This window comes from Microbispora sp. H10670 (assembly GCF_014161385.1).
Lineage (GTDB): Bacteria > Actinomycetota > Actinomycetes > Streptosporangiales > Streptosporangiaceae > Microbispora > Microbispora triticiradicis.
In genome coordinates this window covers 323,477-342,669 of record NZ_JABBWW010000007.1, presented here as the reverse complement: position 1 = coordinate 342,669, position 19,193 = coordinate 323,477, and the positions used below count along the sequence as shown (strand labels likewise).

The 19,193-nt window shown below is 71.6% G+C and carries 16 protein-coding genes and 1 rRNA gene; 9 read left to right on the top strand and 8 right to left on the bottom strand.

Translation table 11 applies throughout. The annotated features are described in order from the left end of the window. Positions 1-101, top strand: a 5S ribosomal RNA gene (gene rrf, locus HHX33_RS13670); the annotation flags it as partial. A gap of 65 nt (positions 102-166) precedes the next feature. On the opposite strand, the gene HHX33_RS13665 is transcribed toward rrf, so the two are convergent. Further along, positions 167-640: an Lrp/AsnC family transcriptional regulator gene (locus HHX33_RS13665; RefSeq protein ID WP_111699293.1), complete on the bottom strand. Its 474-nt coding sequence runs from the start codon at positions 638-640 to the stop codon at positions 167-169. A 161-nt stretch (positions 641-801) separates the two neighbouring features. Here HHX33_RS13665 and HHX33_RS13660 point away from each other — a divergent pair, with 161 nt between their 5' ends. Further along, on the top strand, positions 802-1,662 hold the full coding sequence (locus HHX33_RS13660; RefSeq protein WP_310741361.1) for a phenylalanine 4-monooxygenase: 861 nt from the start codon (positions 802-804) through the stop codon (positions 1,660-1,662). 15 nt (positions 1,663-1,677) lie between these two features. Here HHX33_RS13660 and HHX33_RS13655 read toward each other — a convergent pair whose 3' ends face one another. The 4 genes from HHX33_RS13655 to HHX33_RS13640 form a co-directional block, all read right to left on the bottom strand. Next, entirely contained in the window at positions 1,678-3,147 is a 1,470-nt protein-coding gene (locus HHX33_RS13655) for a phosphodiester glycosidase family protein (protein ID WP_182874895.1), read from the bottom strand. A gap of 174 nt (positions 3,148-3,321) precedes the next feature. Then, positions 3,322-3,537 carry a hypothetical protein gene (locus HHX33_RS13650; RefSeq protein ID WP_182874894.1) on the bottom strand — a complete coding sequence of 72 codons (216 nt, stop codon included), beginning with the start codon at positions 3,535-3,537 and terminating at the stop codon, positions 3,322-3,324. A 159-nt stretch (positions 3,538-3,696) separates the two neighbouring features. Continuing rightward, the gene (locus HHX33_RS13645) at positions 3,697-5,367 is read right to left on the bottom strand and encodes a PucR family transcriptional regulator (protein WP_182874893.1); all 1,671 of its coding nucleotides are present in this window, start codon (positions 5,365-5,367) and stop codon (positions 3,697-3,699) included. Between the two features lie 67 nt (positions 5,368-5,434). Beyond that, positions 5,435-6,154, bottom strand: coding sequence for a TetR/AcrR family transcriptional regulator C-terminal domain-containing protein (locus HHX33_RS13640; protein WP_310741360.1), 720 nt, complete (start codon positions 6,152-6,154; stop codon positions 5,435-5,437). 83 nt (positions 6,155-6,237) lie between these two features. Between HHX33_RS13640 and HHX33_RS13635 the strand changes: the two genes are divergently transcribed. From HHX33_RS13635 to HHX33_RS13615, 5 genes are all read left to right on the top strand, one after another. Continuing rightward, on the top strand, positions 6,238-7,707 hold the full coding sequence (locus tag HHX33_RS13635) for an MFS transporter (protein WP_182874891.1): 1,470 nt from the start codon (positions 6,238-6,240) through the stop codon (positions 7,705-7,707). 67 nt (positions 7,708-7,774) lie between these two features. Continuing rightward, positions 7,775-9,070, top strand: coding sequence for an aspartate aminotransferase family protein (locus tag HHX33_RS13630; protein WP_182874890.1), 1,296 nt, complete (start codon positions 7,775-7,777; stop codon positions 9,068-9,070). Further along, positions 9,057-10,550 carry a CoA-acylating methylmalonate-semialdehyde dehydrogenase gene (locus HHX33_RS13625; protein WP_182874889.1) on the top strand — a complete coding sequence of 498 codons (1,494 nt, stop codon included), beginning with the start codon at positions 9,057-9,059 and terminating at the stop codon, positions 10,548-10,550. Before HHX33_RS13630 ends, HHX33_RS13625 begins: the two co-directional genes overlap by 14 nt. A 95-nt stretch (positions 10,551-10,645) precedes the next feature. Next, a complete protein-coding gene (locus tag HHX33_RS13620; protein ID WP_182874888.1) occupies positions 10,646-11,824 on the top strand; it encodes an extracellular solute-binding protein in 1,179 nt (392 codons plus the stop codon). A 152-nt stretch (positions 11,825-11,976) separates the two neighbouring features. Further along, entirely contained in the window at positions 11,977-13,305 is a 1,329-nt protein-coding gene (locus tag HHX33_RS13615; RefSeq protein WP_182874887.1) for an FAD-binding oxidoreductase, read from the top strand. 12 nt (positions 13,306-13,317) lie between these two features. Here the strand turns inward: HHX33_RS13615 and HHX33_RS13610 are convergent, their stop codons facing one another. Both HHX33_RS13610 and gabT read right to left on the bottom strand, forming a co-directional pair. Continuing rightward, positions 13,318-13,566, bottom strand: coding sequence for a hypothetical protein (locus HHX33_RS13610; protein WP_182874886.1), 249 nt, complete (start codon positions 13,564-13,566; stop codon positions 13,318-13,320). Positions 13,567-13,735: 169 nt separating this feature from the next. Beyond that, positions 13,736-15,085 carry a 4-aminobutyrate--2-oxoglutarate transaminase gene (gene gabT / locus HHX33_RS13605; RefSeq protein ID WP_111699307.1) on the bottom strand — a complete coding sequence of 450 codons (1,350 nt, stop codon included), beginning with the start codon at positions 15,083-15,085 and terminating at the stop codon, positions 13,736-13,738. Between the two features lie 105 nt (positions 15,086-15,190). On the opposite strand from gabT, the gene HHX33_RS13600 reads away from it, so the two are divergent. Further along, positions 15,191-16,825 (top strand): PucR family transcriptional regulator, encoded by a 1,635-nt coding sequence (locus HHX33_RS13600; RefSeq protein WP_310741359.1) that lies wholly within the window; start codon positions 15,191-15,193, stop codon positions 16,823-16,825. Positions 16,826-16,849: 24 nt separating this feature from the next. Here HHX33_RS13600 and HHX33_RS13595 read toward each other — a convergent pair whose 3' ends face one another. Next, positions 16,850-17,410, bottom strand: a complete 561-nt coding sequence (locus HHX33_RS13595) for a TetR/AcrR family transcriptional regulator (RefSeq protein ID WP_259402408.1) — start codon at positions 17,408-17,410, stop codon at positions 16,850-16,852. Positions 17,411-17,698: 288 nt separating this feature from the next. Here HHX33_RS13595 and HHX33_RS13590 point away from each other — a divergent pair, with 288 nt between their 5' ends. Next, entirely contained in the window at positions 17,699-19,144 is a 1,446-nt protein-coding gene (locus HHX33_RS13590; protein ID WP_182874884.1) for an aldehyde dehydrogenase family protein, read from the top strand. Positions 19,145-19,193: the final 49 nt, after the last annotated feature.

The window sequence follows — 19,193 nt, the reverse complement described above, 5'->3', positions numbered from 1 at the left end:
GTGGGGAAACACCCGGTTACATTCCGAACCCGGAAGTTAAGCCTACCAGCGCCGATGGTACTGCACCGGGGACGGTGTGGGAGAGTAGGACGCCGCCGGACAATTTTTTGAGGGGGGTCATCCCGTACGGGATGACCCCCCTTTTTTTGTGCCCAAATACCGGCCGTCACGGTGTGTCCGGTCTGACCGCGGCCTTCAGCAGAGGTTCGACGCGGTAGGGAATCTGGGTCGACAGGGCGATCGTCGTGTCCGACCGCCGGACGGCCGGGGAGGCCAGGATCCGGGCGATGATCTCCTGTAGGTGCGGTGTGCTGTGGGCGACCACCCGGCACAGCAGATCGGCCTGCCCGCTCGTGCCGTACACCTCCAGGATCTCCGGGATCTCGGCGAGCGTGTGCACCGCCTCCGTCAGCCGGCCCTGTGCGATCTGCAGGGAGGCGAAGGCGAGGATGGGATAACCGATCTCCTCGGTCGCGATGGCTGGGCCGAAGTCCGTGATCACTCCACGCGCGGTCAGCTTCTCCACGCGCGCCTGCACGGTGCCCCGGGCCACGCCGAGCAGGCGGGCCAGTTCGGTGAGCCCGATGCGGGGATGAGCCCGCATGGTGGTCAGCAGCCGGCTGTCGAGCGCGTCGAGCATGCGCCGAGGGTACGCCCGGAGTGGGCGATTCGACCAGTGCGGCGGCGCGGGAACGATCATTTTTGGGCGATTCGCCCACTACAACTGGTCACTCTTGCCACTGCAAGGGTGACTTGCTGTCATATAGAAGTATGTTCGAGGAAGCGCAGTATTTCGCTCCGGTGGCGACGAAGGATGACGGTTCCGTCGTCGTCGAGCTGGCCACCAGCCACCCGGGGTTCGCGGACCAGGTTTACCGGGAGCGGCGCAACGCGATCGCGGCGCTGGCGCTCGGCCACACTCCCGGCGACCCGATTCCCGTCGCCGAGTACACCGACGAGGAGCACCACGTATGGGCGCTCGTCACCAAGGAACTGGCGGTCAAGCACCACAAGTACGCGGTGCGCGAGTTCCTCCGCGCGGCGGAGCGGCTCGGGCTGCCCGAGCACCGGATTCCGCAGCTTCAGGAGGTCAGCGACCTCCTCCATCCGCTCACCGGATTCCGCTACCTGCCTGCCGCCGGGCTGGTGCCGCTCCGTGAGTTCTACGGCGTGCTGGCCGACGGCCTGTTCCACTCCACGCAGTACATCCGGCACCACTCGGTGCCCTTCTACACGCCGGAACCGGACGTCATCCACGAGGTGATCGGCCACGGCAACACCCTCGCCTCGCCCCGGTTCGCGGAGCTGTACCGGGCCGCCGGGCGGGCGGCGCGGCGGATGGAGACCACCGAGGCGCTGGAGTTCGTCTCCAAGGTGTTCTGGTTCACGCTGGAGTTCGGCGTCATGCGGGAGGACGGCGAGCTCAGGGCGTACGGCGCGGGGCTGCTGAGCTCGTACGGCGAGATCGAGGAGTTCCGCGGGATGGACATCCGGCCGCTCGACCTCGCCGCGATGGGTACCACAAAGTACGACATCACCAAGTATCAGGAGGTGCTCTTCGAGGCGGCCTCGTTCGACCACCTCGAAGACACCGTCGGGGCGTTCTGGGACACCTGCGACGACGACGCCGTCACCCGCCTCCTGTCCGGGCGCCGGCCGTAAGGGCTCGTCCCACGCTCAGGGCGCGCCGACGATCAGCAGGGCGTCGCCGACCCCCCGCTCCACGCCGTCGGACGGGTGGTTGACGACCTTCTTGCCGATGACCATGGCGCTCGACCCGCCGCCGTCCAGGTTGATCGCGTCGCGCGCCCCGAGCCAGCGCATGAGCTCGGCCGCCTCGAAGAACGACGCGCCGATCGTGCCGCCGGGATCGCGGCCGTCCACGACCGCGATGACGAGCTTGCCGTTGCGGGTCACGCCGGCGAGCGTCCGGGGGTGACGGCGCAGGATCATGTTGGTGTTGGCCATGCCGTCCCGGCCTGGGGTGATCGTCGTCCTGCCCCCGCGGACCAGGCCCACCGCGCCGCCGATGATGTTCGTCTCCGGCGTCAGCGGGACGGCCTTCTTCGTCCGCAGGTCGGTGACCCGGGTCGAGACCTTGATCGTGGTCTCCTCGGTCACGTGCTCCGACAGCCAGTCGGCGCCCGCTCCGACGCCGTGCAGGACCCGCATGCCACGGGTGACCTTGCCGCCGGCGTCACGGATGGCCAGCACCTTGCCCGTCGCGTCGAGGACCGCCTCGATCCCGTCGTCCTTCGGGGTCTCCCGCCCGAGTTCCTCGGTGTAGAGGACGACCTCGTCCGGCTGCGGAACCCGGTTGAGGCCGGCCACCTGGACGGTCGCCCCATCGGCCGCGCGGGCGACCACGGAGGAGGACAACTCGGTGACCCGGGCCGTACGGCCCTTCAGGACCAGGCCGACGCGGCCGGGGACCGCCTCGCTGAGCAGTTTCCCGCCCACGACCGAGATGCCGGTGGGGTCGCCGCGGAAGGCGGGGAGCGTGTGGATGTCGAAGAATCCGCCGTTCACCGCCGCCACGGCCTTGGCGGCGGTGGCCATCGCCGAGACCTTCTCCCGTTTCGCGACGCTCGTGCCCACCGAGGACCGGTAGGAGCCGCGGAAGGTGCGGGGATCGACCACGATGACCCGCACGCTCCAGGGGCCGGTCGTGACGAACCCGTCGTCGCCCTGGAAGTCCACCTTCGTGTTCACGCCGGCGTCCTTGAGCTGCTTGACGACCTTGGCGGCCTCGGCTTTCTGGCTGAGCGGCCAGCCGCCGACGCGGACCATGTAGTAGTCGCCGGCGGGGAAGTCGGCCACCGCGGGCCGGGTGAACTTCACCACCGTGGGGGTGAACCCGGCGGCCTGCACGGCCTCGGCCTGGGCCTGCGCGTTGGACTCGGACATGAAGTCCTTGCCCGCCACGACGACGCTGACCGTGTACCCGTCCTTCGTGCTGCCGTGCCGGAGCGTGAAGTAGCTGATGCCGGGCCCGAGGCTCTTCGCCGCCGACTTCGGTATCCCGGGCGCGCCGAGGGGGAAGCTCGTCGTCGGCAGACCGGCGACGGGTTCGGCGGCTGCCGGGGCCGGAGGGATGGTCGTCGTCAGGGCCAGTACTGCGGCCCCGGCGATCAGGCGGCGTCTCATGCGGTTTACTCCCCATTGGTGATCCTTACGGGACCATCGTGGCGAGGCTGACGCCCGATGTGGAGGCGAACGCGCCAAAGGGCATCAAATTGCGACGTGAAGCCGCCGGAACCCTCCGAGAAAATCGGACTAAAGGAACATTAGGCCCGAAATCCGCGAATGCATCCGCCTGTGTCACGCGGGACCTCGGGAGGCGCGGGTGTCCATCTCCCGGGCCCGCTGGACGAACTCCTGCGCGGAGCGGGCCTCGATGTGGACGAGCAGCCCGTCGGGCCGCCGGAACATGCCCCAGTAGTGCGTGGTGGCCTGGCCCCACCAGATGGTCCAGCCGGGGAAACGCGCGGACAGGGCCCGTACCACCACGGCCGGGCTGATTCGGGGTTCGTTCATCGTGGGCACGCTTCGAGATAAGCACGATTCGCTGCGTGATCGCGAGTGCGCGAACAGTAGCGGATGCGAAGTCTTACACGCGGGACGACATACCTACGCTTCGGTTGTGGCATCTCCACGGGCAGTTGTCCACCGCGGGCCGGTGCGGCCGGATCGCGCTCAGCCGCCTTCGCGGCGGAAGGTCTCCAGGGCCAGCAGCGCGACGTGCAGCGACAGGCACGACTCGACGTCGTCGAGGTCGGTGTCGAGGACGCGCTCCAGCCGCCGCAGCCGGTCGTAGAAGGCGGGCCGGGACAGGTGGGCCCGCTGCGCGGCCACCGCCTTGTTGCGGCCCGAGTCGAGGTAGACGCGCAGGATCCTGGTCAGGTCGCCGTGCCGCTGCGCGTCGTGGGCGAGCAGGGCGCCGAGTTCGCGTTCGGCGAAGGTCTGGAGCCGCGCGTCGTCCCGCAGCAGGTGCAGCAGTCCGCGCAGCCGCAGATCGGGCAGGCGGTAGAACGGCCGCCCGTCGGGCTGGCGCACCGCGACCTCGGCGACCTGCTCGGCCTCCAGGAAGCTGCGCCGGACGTCCTTGATCGATTCCACGACGGAGCCGGCCGCGAGCACGAACGGGGTGACGAACCCGGCCCGCAGGCGCTCGGCCAGCGCGCCGAGCGCCGTCTCGGCGGGCGTACGGGGCGGCAGCGGCAGCAGCACCCCCACGCTGCTCTGGTCGAGCGCCCCCACCAGCGCGGGCAGCCTGGCCTCGCGGCAGGCGGCGGCGCCGGCCTCGGCCAGTTCGCCGAGCCTCGCCTGCTCACCCAGCGCGGTGCCGGCCGGGACCGTGCCGACCGGGACCGTGCTGACCGGGACTGTGCTGACCGGGGCCGGGCCGGCCGGGGAGGCCAGGCGGATGACGGCGCTCACCAGCCGGCGGCCGGTGAGCGGGACGCCGACGGCCCGGGCCCGCGCGGCGGCCTCGTCGGGGTCGGCGTAGGCGTGGGTGAGGATGCCGGTGAGTATCGTGCCGTGCGCCTGCCGCTCCAGGGATTCCTGGTGCCGCTCCAGCAGGCGGCTGAGCGCGAGGGTGGTCGCGGCGCGTTCGGCGAGCACGATGTCGCGGGGGCTGGGCGGGCCGTCGCACAGCAGGATGAGCCGTCCCCAGTCCTGGCCCCGGGCCCCGACCATCGTCACCAGCCATCCGGCGGCGGCGTCGTAGGCGGTCCGCTCGGACGGCATGACCGCGCGCGACCTGGCCTCCCAGTTGGCCAGTACGGTGCCGGTGTCGCCTCCGGCGGCGTCGCAGGCCAGCACCTGGTGGGCGAGGTTCTCCAACAACGCCGGGCGGCCGGAGAACCGGACGACCTGGTTCAGCACCTCCCCCGGGGATGCGCCCTCGACCGACAGCTCGGTGAAGACCTCGTGCAGCTGCTCCGAGGCCCGCAGCTCCTGGAGCTGGTCGTCGATGATCCGCGCGTGGACCGACTCGGTGATCTGCACGAAGGGCGTCTCGCGGGCCAGCGTGACGAGCGGCAGCCCGTGCTCCTCCGCGGCCCTGACCACCGCCCCCGGCAGCTCGCGGACGAACCGGCGGCCGAGTTCCACGATCAGGCCGGAGGCGCCCACCTCGGCCAGTTCGCCGACGTAGTCGGCCAGACTGCCGGGTTCTTCCGGCAGCGCCACCCCGGTCGTGAGGACGAGTTCGCCGCCGCGCAGCAGATGCGCGATGTCGTGGACCTCGCCGACGTGCACCCAGCGGACCCGGGTGTCGAGCCGGTCGCCGCCCGCCACCACCCGGGGTTTGCCGCGCCGCACCGTGTCCAGGGCGAGCACGTCGGCGACCGTGGGGAGCATGGTCCGAGGCTACCTGATCATTATGTAAGGATGACCCGCCCGAACATGACAGTATGCGGGCCCGGTGTCAGGAGCCGCCCGTCCTGTGCCTGTCCAGCCCGTCGAGCAGAGCGGTCAGCCCGAACTCGAAGGCGAGCCGGCGGGCGACGAGGGGGTCGTAGTCCATGTTGCTGTAGGCGCTGAAGCGCTCCAGCAGGTTGGGCCGGTCGGCCACGGCCTTCATCAGGACCGGCTCGACCGCGGCCTGGAGGTTCGCGACGCTCTGACCGGAGTTCTCCAGCGTGCCGAGGAAGGCGACCTCGGGAATCGTGGCGCCGAGCGTGTACGACACGACGGCCGTGCAGGCGTAGTCGACGTCGACGCCCTGGAAGCCCGCGCGGACGAACGCGCCCATCAGCCGGTCGGCGGCGGTGAGCGCGTTCGGCCCGAGCGCGGGAACCACCCCGATCAGGCCGGCGCTCCAGGGGTGGGCGAAGACCGCCCCCCGCATGCCGTACGCGAAGACTCTCGTGGTCTCCCGCCAGTCCGCGTCCTCCGGCAGCACCACGGCGGCGTAGACCTCGTCCATGACCAACTCGATCAGTTCGTCCTTGTTCGCCACGTGCCAGTAGAGGCTGGTCGCCCCCGCGCCCAGGCGGGCGCCCAGTTTGCGCATGCTGAGCGCGTCGAGGCCCTCGGCGTCGAGCAGCTCCACGGCCGCGCGGACGATCTGGTCGCGGCTGAGGCCCTGCTCGCGCGTTCCCCTGCGCTCGCGGGTCCAGACGGAGGAGAACGGCTTCGGTGACACGGCCCCACGATATTCCCTCGCACAGTGTTCGACGCCGTCGTACAGTGTGCGAAACAACTCGCACACTGTACGAGGAGACATACATGTCCCACCCCCGCCGATGGTGGATCCTCGGGGTCCTGTGCCTGAGCCTGCTGACTCTGGTCGTGGACAACACCGTGCTCAACCTCGCGATCCCGTCGCTCATGCGCGATCTCGGCGCCTCCCCGCAGGACGTGCAGTGGATCATCGACGCGTACGTACTGGTCTTCGCCGGGCTGCTGCTCACCGCGGGCAGCCTGTCCGACCGGTACGGCAGGCGGCGGATGCTCGTGATCGGCCTGGCGTTCTTCGGCGGAGCCTCGCTGGCCGCCACCCTGGCCACCGAGCCCTGGCAGCTCGTCGGGGCCCGCGCCCTCATGGGCGTCGGCGGCTCCTGCGTCATGCCGTCCACCCTGTCGATCCTGATCACCGTCTTCGACGAGAGCGAGCGGCGCAAGGCCATCGCGGTGTGGAGTTCTGTCGCCATGGTGGGCGTCGTCGCCGGTCCCACGCTCGGCGGGTTCCTGCTCCGGCACTACTACTGGGGATCGGTCTTCCTGCTCAACGTGCCGATCGCGATCCTGGCGATCGTCGCCGCCGTCACGCTCATGCCCGAGACGTACGGCGTCGCGCGGCGGGCGGACCCGCTCGGCGTGATCCTGTCCGTCGCGGGGATGGGCGGCCTGGTCTGGGCCGTCATCTCGGCGCCGGGAGGCCGACTCAACCCGGTGGTCGTCGTGGTCTCGGCGCTCGCCCTGGCGGCGTTCGTGCTGTGGGAGCGCCGCAACCCGCACCCGATGCTGCCGCTCGGCCTGTTCCGTGACCGCTCGTTCAGCGGCGCGTGCTTCTCCGTCGTGCTGCTGTCGTTCGGGGCGGGGGCGCTGATGCTGGCCCTCACGCAGTATCTGCAGTTCGTCCTCGGCTACGACCCGCTGACCGCCGGGTTCGCGCTGCTGCCGTACGTCGTGGCCGCGGCGCTCTTCAACGGCCTGGGCGCGGCGCTCGGCAAGAAGGTGAGCAACCGGACGCTGATCGTCGCGGGCCTTGTCGTGATGGCCGCCGGGTTCGCGCTGCTGTCCACGCTCACCGGCGGGTACGGCACGATGATCGCCGGTCTGCTGGTCATGGGGGCCGGCGGAGGACTGGCCGGCCCGGCGGCGTACGCCACGCTGATGGGCGCGGTGCCCCCCGACCACGCCGGGGTGGGCTCGGCGCTCAACGACACGGTGCAGCAGGTCGGCATGGCGCTGAGCGTGGCGGTGCTCGGCAGCGTGCTCGCCGCGGCCTACACCTCGGCCATGCCGGCATCGGCTCCGGCGGCGGCGCGCGAGTCGATCGGCGCCGCGGTGACCCTGGGCGATCCGTCGGTGGCCGCCGCCGGACGTGCGGCGTTCGTGTCGGCGATGTCCGCGGGATCGTGGGTCGGGGCGGGCTGCTCGCTCACGGCGGCCCTGGTCGCGCTGCTGGTCCTGCGCCGGAAGACCGCCGCTCCCGCCGCCGGCACGGAACCGGTGACGATTGGCACTGTGTAAGCGGATTCTGGTGTGTCCCGACAGGCTGACGGGTGAGTCTCCGCCCGTCAGCCGGGATACTCAGTACATGTCGGACCTTCTCGCGCGCCATCGCGCGGTCATGCCCAACTGGATGGCCCTCTACTACAACGAGCCCATCGAGATCGTCAGCGGCAAGGGGAACCGGGTCGTCGACGCGGACGGGAAGAGCTACCTCGACTTCTTCGCCGGGATCCTCACCAACATGATCGGGTACGACGTGCCCGAGGTGCGGGAGGCCGTCGAGCGACAGCTCGCCACCGGAGTCGTCCACACCTCGACGCTGTACCTCCTCCGGACCCAGGTCGAACTGGCTGAGAAGATCGCCCGCCTGTCGGGCATCCCGGACGCCAAGGTCTTCTTCACCAACTCCGGCACCGAGGCCAACGAGACGGCCCTGCTGCTGGCCACCTACGCCCGCGGCTCCGACCAGGTGCTCGCGATGCGGCAGAGCTACCACGGCCGGTCGTTCGGCGCGATCAGCGTCACCTCCAACCGCGCCTGGAAGAACAACTCGCTGTCGCCGCTCAACGTGCACTTCCTGCACGGCGCCGACCGCCACCTCACGCAGTTCCGCGGCATGTCGGACGCCGACTACATCGCCGCCTGCGTGGACGACCTGCGCCACGTGCTCGCCACCGCCGTCGCCGGGAACGTCGCCGCGCTGATCGCCGAGCCCGTCCAGGGCGTCGGCGGCTTCACCGCGGCCCCCGACGGGCTGTTCGCCGCGTACAAGGAGGTGCTCGACGAGGAGGGCATCCTGTTCGTCAGCGACGAGGTGCAGACCGGTTGGGGCCGTACGGGCTCGGCGTTCTTCGGCATCCAGAACCACGGCATGACGCCGGACATGATGACCTTCGCCAAGGGGCTCGGCAACGGCTTCGCGGTCGGCGGGGTCGTCGCGCGCGGCGACCTCATGGACGGCCTGCCCGCCATCGGGGTGTCGACCTTCGGCGGCAACCCGATCTCGATGGCGGCGGCCAACGCGACGCTCGACTACGTGCTCGACCACGATCTGCAGGCCAACGCGGCGCGCACCGGCGACATCCTGATCTCCGGGCTGCGCGAGGCGGCCGGGCGGCTGGCCGTCGTGGGCGACATCCGGGGCCGCGGCCTGATGTTCGCCGTCGACCTGGTCGACCCCGCCACCGGAGCGCCGGCCCCCGCGCTGGCCGCCCGCTTCATGGAGGAGACCAAGAAGCTCGGCCTGCTCGCCGGCAAGGGCGGCCTGTACGGGAGCACGCTGCGCATGGCCCCGCCGCTCACCCTCACCGAGGATGAGGCCCGCGAGGGCCTGGGCATCCTCGTCACCGCTCTGGAGACCGTCGACGATGAAGCACGTTGACCACTGGATCGGGGGCATCCTCACCGGCGAGGGCGCTCGTACGGCCCAGCTGTTCGACCCGGCGACGGGTGAGGTGAGCGGCCGGGTGGCGCTCGCCTCGGCCGAGGAGGTCGACGCGGCCGTGGACGCGGCCGCGCGGGCCTTCCCGGCCTGGCGGGACGCCTCGCTGGTCAAGCGCACGCAGGTGCTGTTCCGGTTCCGCGAGCTGATGGACGCGCACCGCGACGCACTGGCCGCGCTGATCACCGCCGAGCACGGCAAGGTCCACTCCGACGCGCTGGGCGAGGTGGCCCGCGGCCTGGAGGTCGTGGAGTTCGCCTGCGGCATTCCCCACCTGCTCAAGGGCGGCTACTCGGAGAACGTCTCGACCCGCGTCGACTCCTACTCGATCCGCCAGCCGCTAGGGGTGGTCGCCGGCATCACTCCGTTCAACTTCCCGGCGATGGTGCCGATGTGGATGTTCCCGGTGGCCATCGCCTGCGGGAACACGTTCGTGCTCAAGCCCTCGGAGCGCGACCCCTCGGCGTCGCTGCTCATCGCCGACCTCTGGCGGCGGGTGGGGCTGCCCGACGGCGTGTTCAACGTCGTCCAGGGCGACAAGGTCGCGGTCGACCGGCTGCTGGAGCACCCGGCCGTACGGGCGGTGTCGTTCGTCGGCTCCACACCGATCGCCAGGTACGTGTACGAGACCGGGACGGCCCACGGCAAGCGGGTGCAGGCCCTCGGGGGCGCCAAGAACCACATGCTCGTGCTGCCCGACGCCGATCTCGACCTGGTCGCCGACTCGGCCGTCTCGGCGGGCTTCGGCTCGGCGGGGGAGCGGTGCATGGCGATCTCCGTGGTGCTCGCCGTCGACCCGGTCGGCGACGCCCTGGTCGAGAAGATCGTGTCGCGGGTGCGCGACCTGACCGTCGGCCCGGGCACCGACCCCGAGTCGCAGATGGGCCCGCTGGTCACCGCGGCGCACCGCGACAAGGTGGAGTCGTACCTCGACCTCGGCGTCGAGGAGGGGGCCAAACTCGTGGTCGACGGCCGGGAGACCCCGGTGCGCGGGGACCGGGGGAACGGCTTCTGGCTCGGCCCCACCGTGCTCGACCACGTGCCGCCGAACTCCCGCGTGCACCGCGAGGAGATCTTCGGTCCGGTGCTGTCGATCGTGCGGGTCCGCTCGTACGAGGAGGGCCTGGAGCTGATCAACACCGGCGAGTACGGCAACGGCACGGCGATCTTCACCAACGACGGCGGCGCGGCCCGGCGCTTCCAGAACGAGGTGGAGGTCGGCATGGTCGGCATCAACGTGCCGATCCCGGTGCCGATGGCGTTCTACAGCTTCGGCGGCTGGAAGGCCTCGCTGTTCGGCGACACGCACGTGCACGGCACCGAGGGGGTCCACTTCTACACCCGGGGCAAGGTCGTCACCTCCCGGTGGCTCGACCCCTCCCACGGCGGGGTGAACCTCGGATTCCCCACCAACGCCTGAGATCCGCACGGTAGCGGCCACGCGGGGTGAGCGGGCCGTCCCGGGGGGCCGGGCCAGTAGGCTCGGGACGTCCGTCTCTTCCCTGGGGGTCGTGCGTGCGCCGTACACACGTGGCCGTGGCGGTGGTGTCCGCCGGGCTGCTCACCGCCTGCGGCAGCCGTTCCGCGCCGGGGACGGAGACGGTCACGCCGGGGGCCTCCGCGGCGGCCGCGTCGGCGACGGCCTCCAGCGGCCCCGGCCCGTCCGCCTCGGCCGCCACGCCCACACCCGCGGCCTCGCTCGGGCCGGGCGAGGGAACGGTCAGCGTGGTCGCGCTCGACGGGTACGCCGAGTGGGGCGGCGTCGATCCCAAGGTGAAGTGGATCGGCACGTTCGAGAAGGAGACGGGCTGCAAGGTCAGCCTCCGGATCTACGACCCCCGCCAGGAGGAGAAGCCGGGCGACTTCGCGCCGGCGTCCTTCGACGTGGTCTCCGCGACGCCAGAGGTGGGCGGCAGGCTGATGGCGGAGGGTAAGGCCGCTCCGCTCAACACCGCCCTGCTCGCGGGCTACGACAAGATCCCCAAGCGGCTGCGCACGCTGCCCTCGGTGACCCGTGGCGAGCAGGTGTACGGCGTGCCGTACGTCTGGGCGACCAACGAGGTCCTCTACGACTCCGGCAAGGTCCGCTCGGCCGGACCGGAGTCGTTGTTCGAGGACAAGGGGCCGGTGATGTTCCGCGACCGCCCGCTGTCGCTGGCGGACGCCGCGCTGGTGCTCAAGGAGCGCGGCGCCGACATCGAGGACCCGTTCGACCTCACCGACGAGCAGCTCGACGCCGCCGCCGCGCTGTTCCGCTCGGGCGACGAGGGCGGCCGTCTCTTCTGGCACGACCCCATCGAGGTCGTCCAGGCCTTCGCGACCGGGTCCGTGCGGCTCGCGCAGGCCACGCCGTACCACGCGGACGTGCTCAGCCACGGGCGCAAGCCCGTCAAGGTGGCGGGGGACCGGCCGGTGACCGGCTGGGCCGACGCCTGGATGCTGTCGGCGGACGCTCCCCACCCGTCCTGCGCGTACAAGTGGCTCGACTTCACCGCCTCGGCCGACGTGCAGCGGAAGGTGTCGGCCTGGATGGGCCTCGCCCCGGCCAACCCCGAGGCGTGCACCGGCGCGGCCCGCCGGATCTGCGCCGACTACGAGGTCGGAGAGCCCCGGGCGTTCAAGGACGTCTACTTCGCCGTGCGCCCGGAGGCGTACGACAAGTGGGTGGAGCGCTGGTCACGCATCGCGCCGTGACCCCCCGCGTACGCGGAGGGCTCTGAGGGCCCCGATTTTGTCGGTGGCGGCGGAAAGAATCGGCGTGTGGATGTCGGGGGCGCGAGCTCCGCTCCGGCTCCTCAGTGAGTGCCGCCCATGGCGGTCCCACCGAGACGAAGAAGGACACGACGATGACGCTCGCATATGCTCCCTCCCTCACCGGCGAGATCGTGCTGCCCGGTGACGAGGCGTACGAGACCCTGCGCCGGACCTCCGGCGGCACCGGCAGCCCCGCGTACATCGTGCGCTGCCGCGACGCGGAGGAGGTCGCGCAGGCCGTGCGGTTCGCGACGGAGGAGGGCCTGACGCTGTCGGTGCGCAGCGGCGGGCACCACGGCGCGGGGTTCGGCACCAACGACGGCGGGCTGGTCATCGACCTTGGGCTCATCGACGGTGTCGAGGTGTTCGGCGGCCTGGACGACATCGTGCGGATCGGCGCCGGTGCGCGCTGGGGCGAGGTGGCCCGCGCGCTCGCGCCGTACGGCCTGGCCGTCTCCTCGGGAGACACCGCGGCGGTGGGTGTCGGCGGGCTGATGCTCGGCGGCGGCATCGGCTGGATGGTGCGCAAGCACGGCCTGGCCCTGGACCATCTCGTCGCCGCGGAAGTGGTGACCGCCGACGGCCGGATCGTCCGGGCGAGCGTGACGGAGCACCCCGACCTGTTCTGGGCGATCCGCGGCGGCGGCGGCAACTTCGGCGTGGTGACCACGTTCGAGGTCGCCGCCACGCGGGAGCGGGAGGTGACCTTCGCCCGGATCGTCTATCCGGCGAGCCAGGCGGCCCGGGTGCTCAGGGGCTGGCGCGACGTCATGCGGTCGGCGGGCGACGAGCTCACGTCCACCGCGCAGCTGTCTCCCGCGTCCGGCGACGACGCCCCGCCCACGGTGGTGATCACCGCCTGCCAGGCCGGCGGCGACCACGACGCCGTGGAGCCTCTCACCCGGCTCGGCGACGCCCTCAGCGTGGAGGTCGCGGTCCAGCCGTACGCGGACCTGCTGGTGGAGACCCCGCCGGGACCGCGGCCGGCCTGGCACGCGCAGTTGCGCAACCGGTTCGCCCGGTCCTGCACCGACGAGCTGATCGACACGCTCGTGTCGCGCGTGGGCGGCATCCCGATGACGGTGGTGGAGTTGCGGGCCCTCGGCGGGGCGATGGGCCGCGTGCCGGCCGGGGCCACCGCCTTCGCCCACCGGGACGCCGAGGTCCTGCTGACCACGGTCGTGCTGGGCGGTCAGGCGGAGCACGCGCCGGTCCGGGAGAACCTCGAAGCCCTGTGGCGCGGGCTGGCCCCCCACACCGGCGGGGCGTACGGCAACTTCCTGAGCGAGCCGTCGAAGGACGACGTGGCCGCCGTCTACCCGGCCCGCACCCGCGAGCGGCTCGCGGCCGTCAAGCGCCTCTACGACCCCGCGAACCTGTTCGACCAGAACATCAACGTCGATCCGGAAGGGAGCCGCTGACACGTGTGATGGTCAGGACATGGCCGCCCGGGAGCGGCGGGGCAGCGGCACCTTGCCCTCGGGCGCGGGCAGCAGGGCCTCGGCGCAGTCGTCGCAGGCGTGTACGGGGGCGTTGTCGGGCAGCATCCCGACCTTGATCCGGGGGCGGGGCCACTTCTTGTGGCAGACGACACAGGCGTCGCCGTCGCGCTGCGTGGTGGTCAGACCGGCAGGGTCGAACGTCAGCATGAGCCGCTCGGCGCCGTTCGGGTTCCAGCTCATCAAAGTCCCCCCTCGATCGCCTATCGGAACCGTTATAACGCGGTTACCCTTCGTGATCGGCGCGAGTCGGGCCAAGTGATGGTTAAATCCAGGCATAACGCAAGCCGTACGACAACAAAAGGGACACCCTGGAGGATAACGGGTGCCCCTTTTGATCCGTTTGAAACGGCTAGTCGATGTTGAGCGCCTTCTCCAGGATGGAGAGGCCCTCCTCCAGCAGGTGGTCGGGGATGACCAGCGGCGGCAGGAAGCGCAGCACGTTGCCGTAGGTCCCGGCGGTGAGCGCGAGAAGTCCCTGCTCATGACACTTGCGCGCGATCTCGCCGGCCGGGTAGGGCTCCTTGGTCCCGGGGACCACGAGTTCGATCGCGATCATCGCGCCGCGCCCGCGCACGTCGCCGATGACGGGGTTGCGCTCCTGGATGGCCCGGAGACGGGGAAGCATGACCTCGCCGATGTGCCGGGCCCGCTCGACGAGCTTCTCCTCCTCGATGGTCTCCAGCACGCCCAGGGCCGCCTCACAGGCGAGGGGGTTGCCGCCGTACGTGCCGCCGAGCCCGCCGGTGTGGACGTGGTCGAGCAGGTCGGCCCTGCCGGTCACGGCCGCCAGCGGGAGGCCGCCGGCGATGCCCTTGGCGGTGCAGATGATGTCCGGGACGATGCCCTCGTCCTCGCAGGCGAACAGGTGGCCGGTCCGGGCGAAGCCCGTCTGGACCTCGTCGGCGATGAAGACGATGCCGTTGGCCCGGCAGTACTCCACGATCTTCGGCAGGAACCCGCGGGCCGGCTCGATGAACCCGCCCTCACCCGCGATCGGCTCGATGAGCACCGCCGCGACGTTCTCCGCGCCGACCTGCTTGTTGATCATGTCGATCGCCTGCGCCGCGGCCTCCTCGGCGCAGTTCTCCGGGCCGGTGGGCCAGCGGAACGGGTAGGCGAGCGGCACCCGGTACACCTCAGGCGCGAACGGGCCGAATCCGTGCTTGTACGGCATGCTCTTGGCCGTCAGCGACATCGTGAGCAGCGTGCGGCCGTGGTAGCCGTGGTCGAACACGACGACCGCCTGCCTGCCGGTGGCGTGCCGGGCGACCTTGACCGCGTTCTCGACGGCCTCCGCGCCGCTGTTCACCAGGAACGTGCGCTTGTCGTGGTCACCGGGGGTCAGGTCGTTGAGCTTCTCGCAGACCGCCACGTACGACTCGTACGGCGCGACCATGAAGCAGGTGTGGGTGAAGTCGGCGACCTGCTTGCGCACCCGCTCGACCACGCGCGGCGCGGCGTTGCCGACGTTGGTCACGGCGATGCCCGAGCCGAAGTCGATCAGGGAGTTGCCGTCCGCGTCGACGATCACACCGCCGCCCGCGTGGGTCACGAAGACGGGCAGGGTGGTGCCGATGCCCGGAGGCACGGCCGACTGCTTGCGTGCGAACAGTTCGCGGGACCGCGGGCCGGGGATCTCGGTGACGAGGCGGCGCTCCTGGGGGAGCTGCGGGCCGCCGTGCGTGGTCGCAGTGCTCATATCCGAGACGCTACGGCTACCGCCACCACCCGCCGATATGCCGCTATGTCAGAATGTAGGCGCGCTTTTAGCCGGTGCGCACAAGCCGCCGGGGGAGAGGGGGCCGTGGCACCCACGCTGCGCCGGATCACGGCGATCGTACCGCTCCACCTGGAGGTTCTGGCCGGGAGGAACGGGCTCGACCGTCCCGTGCGATGGGTCGCCGTGAGCGAACTGGAGGACCCCACCCCGTTCCTCGAAGGCGGGGAACTCGTGCTCACCACCGGCATGCGCCTGTCCGGCGCCGACGCGGGCCCGTACGTCTCCCGGCTCGTGGCCCGGGGCGTCACGGGGCTGGGGTTCGGCGTGGGGCTGAGTCACGACGTCGTCCCGCCGGGGTTCGCCGAGGCGGCCGAGTCCGCCGGGCTGCCGCTGGTCGAGGTGCCGAGGGACACCCCCTTCATCGCGATCGGCAAGGCCGTCAGCGACCTGCTGGCGGGGGAGCAGTACGAGGAGATCAGCCGCGCCTTCGCCGCGCAGGGCCGGCTGACCCGGGCCGCCCTGCGGCGCCGGGGGCCGGTGGCGGTGGTGGACCGGCTGGCCAGGGAGATCGGCGGCTGGGCGCTGCTGTTCGACCCCTCCGGCGCCGTACGGCACGCCGCCGACGCGACCGGCCGCGCAGGACCTGGCGGACAGGGACCCGGCGGACAGGGACCGGGTGGCGGGGGGCCCGGTGGACACGGGCCGGGTCAGGACGGCCCGGTGGAGGACTGGGCGCGGGAGACGGCCCGGTCGCTGGAGCCCGAGATCGCCCGGTTGCGGAGCGCGCCGTCCCCGGCGAGCCTCGCGCTGGCCACCCCGGACGAGCACGTCGTCGTCCAGCCGCTGGGCCGCCGGGGATTCTTCGCGGTGGGTTCCCCGCGGCCGTTCTCGCCCATCGCGCACACGGTCGTCAACGCGGCCGGGTCCCTGCTGACGCTCGCCCTGGAACAGGGCAGGGAGCAGCGGGCCGCCGCCGCGCAGGTGCGCGCCGCGGTGCTGCGGCTGCTGCTGGCCGGTGAGACCGGCGCCGCGGCGCGGACGCTGGCGGCCCTCGGCATGCGGCTGCCCGCCGAGCCGGTCACGGTCCTGGTCTGCCAGACCTCGGATCCGGACGCGCTGACCGAGGCGCTGAGCGGCGCGGCGCCCGCCTGTTTCACCGCTCCCTGGGAGGGCCTGCTCGTCGTCCCGGCTCCGGACGCGTACGCGGAGGAGGTCATCGCGCTGGCCGCACGCTACGGCCGGGTCGGCGCCGGCGCGCCCGGCGTGGACCTGTCATCGGGACAAGGCGTGCGGATCGGCCCGGGCGGCGCGGAGGCGGAGGCCGTGGGCGGCGCCGCACCCGCGGCCGGAGGCGGGCCCCGGCTGGATCTCGCCGTCGGGCTGGACCAGGCCCGCCGGGCGCTCGCCTCGGCCTCGCCGGTGGCACGGTTCACCGAACTCGCCGGTCAGGGGCTGCTGTCGCTGCTGGATCCGGACGCCGCGGCGTCGTTCGCCGCCGCGATCCTCGCGCCGCTGCGCGAGTACGGCTCCCGCGCCGACCTCGTCGAGTCGCTGCGTGCCTATCTGGCGAGCAACGGGCACTGGGACGCCGCCGCGCAGCGTCTCGGCGTGCACCGGCACACGCTGCGATACCGCATGAAGCGGGTGAGCGAGTTGCTCGGGCGCGACCTCGACGACCCCGCCGTACGCGCCGAACTCTGGATCGCGCTGAGCCTGTGACGGCGCGTGTCCGACCGTGGCGGGTCAGGCCTGGGGGCGGGCGATGAACGCGCGGATGGCCGCGGTCGTCACGATCTCGTAGGTCTTGCCGTCCGGCAGGTGCCCGGCACGTTCCAGACTGAGCGCGCCCTGCGCCGCCGCCCACAGCGTGTCGGCGACCTTCCGGGGCTGGGTCGGCACGAGGCGGCCGGCGGAGATGCAGTCGGCGATCACCCGGTCGACGATGTTGAGCGCGGCCCTCGCCAGGGTGCGGGCGCGCTCACTCGGCACGAACCCGGGGATGGCCCGCTCGAACATCAGGCTGTAGTAGCCGGGCTCGGACAGCGCGGCCTCGCGGTAGGCGGGACCCAGCAGGCTGAGGTGCTCCATCGGGTCGGCGCGGTGCGGCACGGCCTCCAGCCTGCGGCGGAACCGCTCGAAGCCCTCCAGGTAGAGCGCCTCGGCCAGGCCTTCCTTGCTGCCGAACATCGTGTAGATCAGCTGGGTGGAGCAGCCGGCCTCGGACGCGATCCTGCGTACGGTGAGGCTCTCCGGGCCCGCGGAGGCGAGCAGGTCGTTGGCGACATCGAGAAGGCGCGTGCGCAACTCGTCGTAATTGCTCCGATGGCCGCGTGCGTAGGCACCCTGAAGACCGAGCGGCGCCGGCGTACCCATCAGCGACGAGCCCTTCTGATTGTGGGGGTCCCGCGACAGACCCGGAAGATGACTTAACCATGCCGCTCGGCTTTCAAACCGCCGAGAAACAGAAAACATCATGAAATCGCCGCTCATCTGTGACATCTCGCCGGAGTTGTCCACGATGGCGCGCCGGAGAACGGCGATTGGCCTGTCCGGAGTAGAGCCGGGTCCCGTCAGCGGTCATAGCGTGAAGACATGGACGTGAGCCGCACTTCCGATCCCCGCCCCTTCTGGCTCGCCGGTCGTCCCGCCACGGGAGACGCCGAGCAGACCGTGACCAACCCGCACGACGGAAGGGTCGTCGGCGTCCATTCGGTCCCGACGCCCGACCAGGTCGAGCAGGCCGTCGCGGCCGCGCACGCGGTGCGCGGACAGGCCGCCGCGCTGCCCATCCACGTACGCGCCGAGGCGCTGGCCCACGTGGCCCGGCGGCTGAGCGAGCGCGCCGAGGAGATCGCCCAGCTGATCAGCGCCGAGAACGGCAAGCCGATCTTCTGGGCTCGGGGCGAGGTCGGCCGGGCCGTCTCCACCTTCCGCTTCGGCGCCGAGGAGGCCCGCCGGTTCAGCGGCGACGTGCAGCGGCTCGACACCGAGCCCGCGGCGCAGGGACGGCTCGCCTACGTCTCCCGGGTGCCGTACGGACCGGTGCTGGCGATCACGCCCTTCAACTTCCCGCTCAACCTGGTGGCGCACAAGGTCGCCCCCGCCATCGCCGTGGGCGCGCCGATCGTGGTCAAGCCCGCCCCCGCGACCCCGCTGTCGGCGCTCGTGCTCGGTGAGATCCTCGCCGAGACCGACCTGCCGGAGGGCGTGTTCTCCGTGCTGCCGGTCTCCAACGACCGGGCCGCCTCGCTGGTGGAGGACCCCCGCTTGCCGGTCGTCTCCTTCACCGGCTCGGGGCCGGTCGGCTACTCCATCCTGGACAGCGTGCCGCGCAAGCACGTCACGCTCGAACTCGGCGGCAACGCCGCCGCGGTCGTGCTCGCCGACGCCGACCTCGACTGGGCGGCGAGCCGGGTGGCGCTCTTCTCCAACTACCAGGCGGGCCAGAGCTGTATCGCGGTGCAGCGCGTGATCGTGGAGGACTCGGTCGCCGACGCCTTCACCGAGAAGCTGGTCGGCGCCGTCGGCGGCCTCGTGACCGGCGACCCGGCCGACGAGAAGACGCAGGTCGGTCCCCTCGTCAGCGAGGACGCCGCGATCCGCGTCGAGAAGTGGGTCGACGAGGCCGTGGCGGCCGGGGCACGCCTGCTGGCGGGCGGCACCCGCGACGGCGCGACCATCGCCCCCACCGTGCTGGCCGACGTCCCCGCCGGCGCGAAGGTCACCTGTGAGGAGGTCTTCGGGCCGGTCATGACCGTGCAGCGGGTGGCCTCCGTCGACGAGGCGTTCGCCCTGGTGAACGACTCCCGGTACGGCCTGCAGGCGGGGGTCTTCACCCGCAGCCTCGACGTCGCCTTCCGGGCCAACCGGGAGCTCGAGGTCGGCGGTGTCGTCATCGGCGACGTGCCGTCGTACCGGGCCGACCAGATGCCGTACGGCGGGGTGAAGGAGTCGGGCGTGGGCCGAGAGGGGCTGCGCTCGGCCATGGAGGACCTCACCTACGAGAAGGTCATGGTGCTCACCGGCCTCACGCTGTAGAACCACGCGTCCGAGGGGCCCGGGAGACCACCGTCTCCCGGGCCCTTCG

What these genes read in the sequence shown, in the direction of transcription:
- HHX33_RS13665 (WP_111699293.1), bottom strand. Translation starts at nt 640, where the DNA reads ATGCTCGACGCGCTCGACAGCCGGCTGCTGACCACCATGCGGGCTCAT.
- HHX33_RS13655 (WP_182874895.1), bottom strand. Translation starts at nt 3,147, where the DNA reads ATGAGACGCCGCCTGATCGCCGGGGCCGCAGTACTGGCCCTGACGACG.
- HHX33_RS13650 (WP_182874894.1), bottom strand. Translation starts at nt 3,537, where the DNA reads ATGAACGAACCCCGAATCAGCCCGGCCGTGGTGGTACGGGCCCTGTCC.
- HHX33_RS13645 (WP_182874893.1), bottom strand. Translation starts at nt 5,367, where the DNA reads ATGCTCCCCACGGTCGCCGACGTGCTCGCCCTGGACACGGTGCGGCGC.
- HHX33_RS13635 (WP_182874891.1), top strand. Translation starts at nt 6,238, where the DNA reads ATGTCCCACCCCCGCCGATGGTGGATCCTCGGGGTCCTGTGCCTGAGC.
- HHX33_RS13630 (WP_182874890.1), top strand. Translation starts at nt 7,775, where the DNA reads ATGTCGGACCTTCTCGCGCGCCATCGCGCGGTCATGCCCAACTGGATG.
- HHX33_RS13625 (WP_182874889.1), top strand. Translation starts at nt 9,057, where the DNA reads ATGAAGCACGTTGACCACTGGATCGGGGGCATCCTCACCGGCGAGGGC.
- HHX33_RS13615 (WP_182874887.1), top strand. Translation starts at nt 11,977, where the DNA reads ATGACGCTCGCATATGCTCCCTCCCTCACCGGCGAGATCGTGCTGCCC.
- HHX33_RS13610 (WP_182874886.1), bottom strand. Translation starts at nt 13,566, where the DNA reads ATGAGCTGGAACCCGAACGGCGCCGAGCGGCTCATGCTGACGTTCGAC.
- gabT (WP_111699307.1), bottom strand. Translation starts at nt 15,085, where the DNA reads ATGAGCACTGCGACCACGCACGGCGGCCCGCAGCTCCCCCAGGAGCGC.
- HHX33_RS13590 (WP_182874884.1), top strand. Translation starts at nt 17,699, where the DNA reads ATGGACGTGAGCCGCACTTCCGATCCCCGCCCCTTCTGGCTCGCCGGT.